The following is a 3,206-nucleotide window of genomic DNA, read 5'->3' as shown; positions in this document are numbered from 1 at the left end:
GAAGGGCGGGTTGCCAGTGGTCGATCGCTCGGCCGGTTCGAGTGGTGCGGGATCCTGTTCGTTCGGGCTTTCGGTCATCTTCGCTCCTTGCGTGGTGGCGGGTTCGGGGTCGGAAATGATGCGGGCGCCGCGCCGGTAGGTTAGATAGCGGCTCAGCCATTGCAGGCTGACGCGGGCGCGCTGGTCGAAGTCGACGAGCAGCAACACATGGACGAGCGCCCACAACAGCCAGGCCGGGACGCCACGCAACCGCGGTCGGCCCGGCCCGAAATCGAAGACGGCGGCGTGGCGGCCGATGATCGCGGCGTTGCCACGGTTCTTGAACTGGAATGGCGGCAGCGGCGTGCCGTAGCGCATTGCCTGACGCAGTGCGCGCGCGAGATGCTCGCCTTGCTGTTGGGCGACCTGAGCCAGGCCTGGGAGCGGCTTGCCGGAGGCGTCGGGAAAGTGCGCGATGTCGCCGAGCGCGAAGACACCCGGCACATCGGCGACCGAGAGATCGGGGCGGACCGGCACACCACCGCCGCGCGCGGGCACGACGCCGAGCATGGCGGCGGCCGGGGTTGGCGACACGCCTGCGCCCCACAACACCGTTGCCGCCCGCAGCAGATCTCCGTCGATCCAGACTCCGCTGGGATCGATGTGGGCGACGGGCACCCCGGTGATCACCTCCACGCCCAGCCGCCCGAGCGCGCGGACGGCATAGTCGGCCAGCTCTTCGGGAAAGGCGGCCAGGATTCGCGGCCCGGCCTCGACGAGCACCACGCGCGCGCTGCCCGGGCGGACATGGCGGAAGTCGCGTGCGAGCGTGTGACGCGCCAATTCAGCGACCGACCCCGCCAGCTCCACCCCGGTCGGCCCGCCACCGACGACGATGAAGGTCAACAGCGCATCGCGTGCGCCCGGCGCCGCGCGTTCGGCCCGTTCGAACGCGGAGAGCACGCGCGTACGGATCGCGCGTGCGTCGGCGATCGATTTCAGCGACGGCGCGGCGCGCGACCAATCGGCATGGCCGAAGTAATTGGCGGTGGAGCCCGTCGCGAGAGCGAGCACGTCATAGCCAAGGCGCTCGCCCGAGTGCAGCTGGACCGTGCGCGCCGAGGTGTCGACCCGCGTGACCGCCCCGTGGATCACCTCGATGTTGGGGTGACGAGCCAGGACGCTGCGGATCGGTGCGGCGACATCGGCGGGCGATAGCGCGGCGGTCGCCACCTGATACAGCAGCGGCACGAACAGATGATAGTTGTTGCGATCGACGACCGTCACCCGCGCCGCCGTGCCGCCGAGCCCTTGTGCGAGCGCCAGCCCGGCAAAGCCGGCGCCGACGATCACCACGTGCGGTTCCGGCGGGATTGCCCGCTCCACCGTTCGGGGAAGCGGCGCGGTCAAGGTTCACGCGAGGTCGCGTTGACGTTGGGGTTGTCGGCGTCGACATCGGCGCCTGCCTGTCCCCCACCATAATAGCCCTGCTCGGTCTGACCACCATGGCCCAGGAACTTGCCGAAACCACCCGGCGCCTTCTTGCCGGTGTGCGGGTTGGGATAGGCGCCGCCGTCGCTCTCGCCCTTGCCGCCGGCGTCGACACCGCCGTCCTTGTCGGGGCGATCGGCGACGCCGTCATGCGCGCCGTCGTGCGAGGTGCTCATCGCCTGCATGGGTTGTTTGTCCGGCATCGACTTCTCCGTTGCTTGCGCAGCGATCACGGTCCGCATGGTGCCCGGCACCCGCGTCGCGAAGGCGCCACCCATCGCGCTGGCGGAGGCCGCAGCGGCGATCGAGGCATGACCGGCACAACCCCGAGCGGGCCGCTAAGTTGCTGTAAGAACAGGAGTCTCAATGCAGGTTAGTGCGATTGTGGAGGTGCTGCGCCGGCGCGGTCCACGCGATGCGACCCGATCAGCAGTGCGACGAGATCGCCCTTCGTGCGGAACGTCGTGATGAGGAGATAGGGTGCCGTCACAAGCGCGCCGAGGACGATCGTGGCCAGCCCACAGAACAGACCGATCATCTTCGACGGTTCCCGATAGATCATCCAGCAGGCGACGAGCAGAAGGTGGATTTCGAGATCGATATAGAACTGCCGTCGCCACGGATGGCCAAGATCATCGAGGAAGGTCGGCAAGGCCGCGACTATACCGAGTTGCTCGATCGCGATTGCCGTCACCGTGACGATGACGGCGGTCAGGACCGTCGCAACAAGCCTCACCGTGATAATCGACGTCCTCATGCGAGTGCCTGCCTGACTCTAGTTCTATGATCGTCCGAACGGACCGAATGCCATCCCGCTCCGTTGCCGCCGGACGCCGACGACTCGAGATCGTGCAGTCGTCCAGGATCGCGGACGCGCAGGCCACCATCGAGGCTGCACGTGCAACATAGGTGATCGAAATTACTATATTTCAACATCTTGAAGGCCTTCCGGCCACACCAATCTGAAAGCGCGGATCGGCCACAGCGGCACGATCGCCGAGGACGCCATGTCGACGTTCAGATTATCTCCCATTGCCGCGATCGCGGGTGCGGCGCTCGCATGCCTGTCGGCGTGCGGTAGCAATGACGACAACGCATCCGTACCGGCTCCCGCCTCCACGGATGCGCAGCCCTCGCCCTCAGCCCCGACGGGCGTGGTCCCGCTCATCGCCGCCGCCGCCAAGCCGATCAGTGGCGGTACGGACGATTACGCCGATATCCTTGCCGCTGCTGCGACCGCGCGCAGAATTCTCCTGGGCGAGTCCTCGCATGGCACCAGCGACTATTATCGCGAACGCGGACGCCTGACCGAGCGGCTGATCGCCGAGCATGGGGTGAATGCGGTGACCATCGAGGGTGACTGGAGCCCCACGTTCCGAGTGAACCTTTATGTGCGCGGACTGGGCAGCGACCTGAGCGCTACCGAGGCGCTATCCGGTTACACCGCCCGCTTTCCGCGCTGGATGTGGCGCAACGTGGAATTCCGCGACTTCGTCGAGCGGCTCCGCACCCGCAATCTCGCGCTCCCGCCCGCCCAACGGGTCGGCATCTATGGCATGGATGTGTACGACCTGTACGACGCCGCCGATCAGGTTGTCGCGTATCTCGAAGGCCGCGACCCTGCAGCGGCGGCGAGAGTGCGGCAGCTCTATGCCTGTTTTAAGCCCTACGCGCGGACCCCCGAAGCCTATGGCGGGGCAGTGGCCACCCGGTCGGATACTTGTCGGGACGAGGCC

At 67.2% G+C, this 3,206-nt stretch carries 5 protein-coding genes; 2 read left to right on the top strand and 3 right to left on the bottom strand.

Annotation, left to right across the window (positions count from 1 at the left end):
* Together VF643_RS13725 and VF643_RS13720 are read right to left on the bottom strand one after the other, a co-directional pair.
* Positions 1-1,335 (bottom strand): NAD(P)/FAD-dependent oxidoreductase (locus tag VF643_RS13725; protein ID WP_331043948.1); only part of this gene is annotated, 1,335 nt, incomplete at its 3' end.
* A gap of 50 nt (positions 1,336-1,385) precedes the next feature.
* Complete coding sequence (locus tag VF643_RS13720) at positions 1,386-1,646, bottom strand: hypothetical protein (protein WP_331042041.1); 261 nt, start codon at positions 1,644-1,646, stop codon at positions 1,386-1,388.
* 7 nt (positions 1,647-1,653) lie between these two features.
* Between VF643_RS13720 and VF643_RS13715 the strand changes: the two genes are divergently transcribed.
* Entirely contained in the window at positions 1,654-1,785 is a 132-nt protein-coding gene (locus VF643_RS13715) for a hypothetical protein (RefSeq protein ID WP_331043947.1), read from the top strand.
* A gap of 58 nt (positions 1,786-1,843) precedes the next feature.
* Here VF643_RS13715 and VF643_RS13710 read toward each other — a convergent pair whose 3' ends face one another.
* Entirely contained in the window at positions 1,844-2,227 is a 384-nt protein-coding gene (locus VF643_RS13710; protein WP_331043946.1) for a hypothetical protein, read from the bottom strand.
* A 397-nt stretch (positions 2,228-2,624) separates the two neighbouring features.
* Between VF643_RS13710 and VF643_RS13705 the strand changes: the two genes are divergently transcribed.
* On the top strand, positions 2,625-3,206 hold a 582-nt coding region (locus tag VF643_RS13705), incomplete at its 3' end, for an erythromycin esterase family protein (protein ID WP_331043945.1).

The organism is Sphingomonas sp., assembly GCF_036387595.1.
Classification (GTDB): Bacteria; Pseudomonadota; Alphaproteobacteria; order Sphingomonadales; family Sphingomonadaceae; genus Sphingomonas.
This window is presented reverse-complemented; position numbering and strand designations above follow the sequence as displayed.